The sequence below is a fragment of the Brevibacillus sp. genome (genome assembly GCF_003521185.1).
GTDB lineage: Bacteria > Bacillota > Bacilli > Brevibacillales > Brevibacillaceae > Brevibacillus > Brevibacillus parabrevis.
Map to the genome: position 1 here is coordinate 22,851 of NZ_DOTK01000081.1, position 6,000 is coordinate 28,850.

Consider the following 6,000-nt stretch of genomic DNA (forward strand, 5'->3'; position numbering starts at 1 on the left):
AGGAGGCCGGGCCTATGAATATGCGCTGGAATTTGGATGTGTTGTACACATCGTTTGATTCGCCGGAGTGCAAGCAAGACTGGGAGAAACTTTGCCGGGAGATGGACGAGGTAAAAAGCTGGGCGCAAGCAAGCCTGCAAACGGCAGATGGCGCTGTGCAAAAGATGGAGACATACATTGCGAAGATGACTTCGATTTTGCAGACGCAATATCGCTTGTACGCTTATGGCGAACTGACCGCGAGCGTTGACGCCAAAAATGAAAAAGCGCTGCAATTCATCGAGAAAATCCAGGATCAGTCTGTTGAACTGGTGGAGCCGGGCGTCCTGTTCCAAAAATGGCTCGGCCAACTGGACAATCTGAGCGAGCTGATCAGCCAGTCCGACCTGCTGGAAACCCATCGCTACATGCTGACGGAACTGTCCGAGAAGAGCAAGTACATGCTCAGCGAAAAAGAAGAAATCATTTTGGCCAAAATGAAAAACACAGGTTCCAATGCCTGGACGAAGCTGCAAGAAATGCTGACGTCGACGCTTTTGGTCGACATTACCATCGACGGAGAGGCGAAGCAATTGCCGTTGCCTGTCGTTCGCAACATGGCGCATGAAAAAGATGCGGCCCTGCGCAAAACGGCTTACGAGGCTGAACTGGCAGCCTACAAGAAGATCGAGGAATCGTCTGCGGCGAGCCTGAATGGGATCAAGGGCGAAGTCATTACGGTAGCGAAGCTGCGCGGCTATGAATCGCCTCTGGAAAAAACGCTGCTCGACTCGCGCATGGACAAGGCGACACTCGACGCGATGCTGACCGCAATGAAGGAAAGCTTGCCAGCTTTTACAAAATACTTCCAGGCCAAAGCGAAGCTGCTCGGCCATGAGAACGGTCTGCCGTTCTACGATTTGTTCGCTCCGGTTGGCGAAGCGGACATGCGCTTTACGTATCAGGAAGCGCGTGATTTCATCGTGAAGCACTTTGGTAGCTTTAGCGAAAAACTGGCGAATTATGCTGCCCGCGCGTTCGACAACCAGTGGATTGACGCCGAGACTCGCGAAGGCAAGCGCGGCGGAGCATTTTGCTACAACCTGCACATGGTAGGGGAAAGCCGGATCATGGCAAACTACACGGGCAGCTACAACGACGTGAGCACATTGGCGCACGAGCTGGGCCACGGCTATCACGGAGAATGTCTGGTGCAGGAAGCGTTTTACAACAGCGACTACCCGATGCCGATCGCGGAAACCGCGTCGATTTTGTGCGAGACGATCATCGCCAAAGCGGCGTTGGCTCAGGCAACCCCGGAAGAAGCCTTTTCGATTTTGGAAAATGACATCTCCGGTGCAAGCCAGGTCATCGTCGATATTTACAGCCGTTACTTGTTTGAAAGCGCGGTGTTTGCCCGCCGTTCCGAAGGCTCCCTGTCGGTTGGCGAGTTGAAGGAACTGATGCTGCAAGCGCAAAAAGACGCATATGGAGCAGGGCTGGATTCTTCCGTGCTGCATCCGTACATGTGGGTGTGCAAACCGCACTACTACAGCGCCGATTTCAACTTCTACAACTTCCCGTACGCATTTGGCCTGCTGTTTGCCAAAGGGCTGTACGCCGAGTATGTGAAGCGCGGTGAAGCGTTTGTGCAGCAATATGACGAGCTGTTGTCCGTGACCGGAAAGATGAGCATCGCCGACGTCGCTGCGATTATGGACGTAGATGTTCGCTCCGTTGACTTCTGGCGCAACTCGCTCGCCCTGATTGCCAAAGATATCGATACGTTTGTAGAGCTGGCGGCTGCGCGCGCCTAGCTGCAGGAAAAAGCCCGATCTGAGCATCGGGCTTTTTTTTGTGCGCATAGCAACTTGCTGACAGGGAGAAAGTAAGAAAAAACAAATGAGGTGATCACGTGGTAAACGGATTGCAGTTACTCGACCTACTACGGGAAACAGAGAACAAAATGCTGCATCTACATAGAGCTATCGACAGGGTCAGCAGCGAACCGGATTTCAAGGAATCGGTCAGCGTTCTCACCGTAGTGGTGCGCGATTACCAGCTTCAGCTCGACAAAATGAAGCAAGCTCTGGGCAAGATCGAAATCGGGGCGAACCAACAGCCGCCCCAGGCAGGACATAACACCGAAATTCACTGAGCCGATCCAACATGCGAACAGCCCACAACCTGATGACAGGTGTGGGCTGTATGCGTGGATTCCTTATTGCAGATCGATGTAGCGCTTGACGCCGTAAAATGGATACAGCTTGTGCATGTATTCCACTTTTCCGTAGCGAACGTCATCCCCGTTTGCGTGGACGATCGTTCCGTTCCCTAAATAAATCGCTACGTGGGAAACGCGTCCTTTTCCAAGCGCATCATAGAAGAGCAGATCGCCCGGCTGGGCTTGATCCAGCGGAATCGATGTCCCGCCGCGGAATTGTTCTTCGGATGTGCGAGGAAGTGTAACCCCAAGGCGGTTAAAAACGTAAGAAGTAAAGCCGCTGCAATCAAATCCGTCCGGCGTGGTCCCGCCAAGCACGTACGGAGTTTTCAGCAAAGGTTCAAAAATCGTTTCCAGATGCTTCAGGCTGGCGGAATCAACGTCACCAGAAAAAGTAACATCCGGAGTGAGCTTTGGACTCAGGTAAGAGGTGAAGACGTACGCTTCATCATCTTCAAATTCGATTTTTGTCCATTCACTGCCAGTTTGGACGACCTCAACTACATCACCAAATTTGAGCTTGCCTAATACTTTTGCATCGGTGGACGCTTTTTTGCGAACATTGAGAACGTCAACCGTCACACGAGCCTTTTCGCCAGCGGTCAATTCTGCTGGTTCTTCCTGCGCGAAGTCGGAAGGCGCGGTTACGACATCATGAGGAGCGTCGGAGTCACCACTTGTCGACAGACTGCCATCAGGCAAAGACAACGTCTGGCCAATCGACAGCTGGTCGCTTTGCAGTTGGTTGACTTGCATGAGCTGGCTCACGGTAGTCTGGTGCTCGCGGGCGATTTTACTCAACGTATCACCTGCTGATACCACATACACTCCTGAGGCGGCGTGGGCAGCAGTAGGCAGCAGAGTGAAGAGGGCGAGGGAGGTGAGTAGCTTCGAAGGAAGTTTCATATCATCGTCTCCACCAATCTACTATTTTCTGCATATCTAGATAAAATTCTAGCGGATTTTCAATGGTAAATCTATGAAAAAATGATGTTTTAAAAAAGATTTCAAAAACTATTGCATAATTGATAGGGAACATGCTATATTACAAGAGTGCCCACGAGAGTGAGCAAAAAATGGAAAAACCACATGGAGCTGTGGTGAAGTTGGAGTTCACGCCGGTCTGTCACACCGGAGGTCGCGGGTTCGAGTCCCGTCAGCTCCGCCATTCTTTTACGAGAAGCATGGCGAAAAGCAAATCAGCAAACATGCCGGTATAGCTCAATTGGTAGAGCACCTGACTTGTAATCAGGGGGTTGTGGGTTCAAGTCCTATTGCCGGCACCATATTTTCATATGCGGTCGTGGCGGAATTGGCAGACGCGCTAGATTCAGGTTCTAGTGGTGGCAACACCGTGGAGGTTCAAGTCGAACCAGCCGTATCATATCAGCATATTTAAGGGTTTTAGGATGCTCAGAGAATTAAGTGGGCTGACTGAAACCCTTTTTGCCTACTTATGACCACTTTCTTCCGATGCAAAATCATCGTGGAAGGAAGTGGTTATTTTGTTGCTCAAATTTGCTGTTCAGGAATTTTTAGACGACAGAGAATATAAGAACCTGTCCAAGAACACAATCGAAACATATCGGATTTTCCTAAAGGATTTTCAAAACTTTTGCGTCTCCCAAAGTATCATCAATCTTCACGAAATCACATCGGGAACAATCAAGAGTTATTTGCTGATGTGTCAAAAAGAGCAAGGAAACAATGCAACAACTCGAAACACAAAGCTTCGGACGTTGAAGACGTTCTTTAATTACCTCGAACAAAACGAAGTAATTGCCACAGGCAAAAACCCGACAAAGAAAATGGCTTATGCCAAAGAGGAAATAAAGATTGAAGTCTTTACCGACGCTCATATTTCGCAAATGTTGGGTTATTTAAGACGTGTAAAAAAACGTGAACGGACATTCCATGCCTATCGGAATTACGTCATGATTATTTTCCTTTTGGGTTCTGGTTGTCGCCTTGGGGAAACTGTGAATTTGCGCTGGAACGATGTGGATATGGTCAACGGAGTTATCACCGTTTGGGGCAAAAAGCGAGAAGTGAGCAGTATACCGATTACGGAAAAGCTTATCAAGGAGCTTGCTGAATACCGCTTGTATTGTGAAAAGTATTTCGGCAAGGTGGGCGAGTATGTATTTGTGACTGACGAGAATAAACAGTTGTCGCCAAATTCAGTTAAGTGCATGTTCAAGAAGCTTAAAAAGGTCTTTGATTTTAAGGATGTTCGTTTATCTTGCCATACTTTCCGACACACTTTCGCTCATCGGATGTGCATGAACGGATGTGACGTTTTTACTCTTCAAAGGATGTTGCGTCATACTGAAATCGAAATGACGAGCCGTTGCATCTCCATGTGGGGAACTGCCTTGAAGGAGCAGAACGACAAATACAATCCATTGAACCATTTAGAGGTTTGAGGAAGAACGGTAAGAACAATTAAACGCATGAGGGCTTCCAGAAGGCTTTCTAAGCCTGTTTTATAGTGAGGGAGGGGGAATACCTGTCCTTGTAGCTGTAAAGCCATAAGGGGCGGAATTGGGCGTTTGACAGTGGATGGTTAAACCGTTGTGTTAGAAAATGAAAACGAAGTTCTAATACGAAAAAAAGGGAGATGTTATTTATCTCCCTTTTTACGTTCCCCATTCATGGCTGTATTGAACTACTTTTGTGCCCGTCTGGATGTTATCTGGACTAAGCGTTGGAGAAGTTATTACGAGTGCAGTTAGCAAGCTAAACACCGTTAATCCTTTAGCTAGGAACTTCATTTCTCACACCTCCACAAGATAATCTTGTATATTTTACATTATATTTCCAATAGATCAGCTTGTCAAACCTGTAAATTATTGGATATAATGTGAGGGGGTTACTATTACATATCAGGGGGCTATTTGATGGAAAACGTAGTCAAAGAATCTCATCTAATCTTACAACACATTATCAACAACATAGAAGAAAATAAGTGGGAAGAAGCAAGAAAGCAGTTTGATGGTTTGGATGCAGAGCAAATTGAAGTCGAAGAGAAGAGTAAATACTGGTGGGCTAGTGCCCGTTTCAGCCATCGAAATCAGGACTTTCCTGTAGCAGAAAAGCAATACCTTCTAAGCGCTTCGTTTGCCAAAAATGCTTATGAAGAGACGAATAATGCCACGGACTATGTTAGGGTATTGTCTTCTCTCGGTTTGTTTTATTCACAGACAGGTGAGGCAATTAAAGCAGTGCCACAACTTATGTTGGCAACCCAATTACTTGACAGACACGCAATCGGAGGTGTATTAAAAGTTCTCACCTACTATGCGAAGGGTGTGACACACGGAGTTTTGGAAGAGTATGTTTCTGCTTTGGAATGGTTGAAACGTGCAGAAGAATTAAACTCTTCACTAAACCTTCTCTACAACGGTGCTGATATATTAATCGTCAAGGGTATTTGCTATCACAAGTTATCAAAGTATGAAGAAGCTGAAACAAGTTTCCTTAAAGTGTTAGACATTCTAAAGGTGCTTCCAAATGAAAAACTAGAAGCAGTTCTCGACCACAACTTAGGAATGCTTTACAGAAGAACAGGTCGATATGAAGAAGCGTTAGAACATCTACACTCTGCACTCGAACTGCACCAAGAAGCAGACAGAAAGCACTCCGTTAAGAATACCACCCTAGAATTAGCAAAAGTGTACCGTTTAATTGGGCAGGTAGAAGAATCAAAACGTCTTTGCCATTCAGTTATTGATGATTGTACTACAGAAGAATTATTGGCAGAGGCACAATACGTTTGTGAATGCTAATCTAATTCT

At 47.0% G+C, this 6,000-nt stretch carries 5 protein-coding genes and 2 tRNA genes; 6 read left to right on the plus strand and 1 reads right to left on the minus strand.

Features of this window, described 5'->3' with window-relative positions; translation table 11 throughout:
* The first annotated feature begins 14 nt into the window (after window positions 1-14).
* Both DEP07_RS24990 and DEP07_RS24995 read left to right on the plus strand, forming a co-directional pair.
* A complete protein-coding gene (locus DEP07_RS24990; protein WP_280648335.1) occupies window positions 15-1,796 on the plus strand; it encodes a M3 family oligoendopeptidase in 1,782 nt (593 codons plus the stop codon).
* A 98-nt stretch (window positions 1,797-1,894) separates the two neighbouring features.
* Window positions 1,895-2,137, plus strand: coding sequence for a hypothetical protein (locus DEP07_RS24995; RefSeq protein ID WP_063227052.1), 243 nt, complete (start codon window positions 1,895-1,897; stop codon window positions 2,135-2,137).
* Between the two features lie 63 nt (window positions 2,138-2,200).
* On the opposite strand, the gene DEP07_RS25000 is transcribed toward DEP07_RS24995, so the two are convergent.
* Window positions 2,201-3,109 (minus strand): C40 family peptidase, encoded by a 909-nt coding sequence (locus DEP07_RS25000; RefSeq protein WP_242771645.1) that lies wholly within the window; start codon window positions 3,107-3,109, stop codon window positions 2,201-2,203.
* A gap of 185 nt (window positions 3,110-3,294) precedes the next feature.
* Here DEP07_RS25000 and DEP07_RS25005 point away from each other — a divergent pair.
* The 4 genes from DEP07_RS25005 (at window position 3,295) to DEP07_RS25020 (ending at window position 5,991) form a co-directional block, all read left to right on the plus strand.
* Window positions 3,295-3,371: transfer RNA gene (locus tag DEP07_RS25005), tRNA-Asp, on the plus strand.
* 42 nt (window positions 3,372-3,413) lie between these two features.
* A tRNA-Thr gene (locus tag DEP07_RS25010) sits at window positions 3,414-3,489 on the plus strand.
* 219 nt (window positions 3,490-3,708) lie between these two features.
* Window positions 3,709-4,629 (plus strand): tyrosine-type recombinase/integrase, encoded by a 921-nt coding sequence (locus DEP07_RS25015; RefSeq protein WP_287103186.1) that lies wholly within the window; start codon window positions 3,709-3,711, stop codon window positions 4,627-4,629.
* Between the two features lie 474 nt (window positions 4,630-5,103).
* On the plus strand, window positions 5,104-5,991 hold the full coding sequence (locus tag DEP07_RS25020) for a tetratricopeptide repeat protein (RefSeq protein ID WP_287103187.1): 888 nt from the start codon (window positions 5,104-5,106) through the stop codon (window positions 5,989-5,991).
* Window positions 5,992-6,000: the final 9 nt, after the last annotated feature.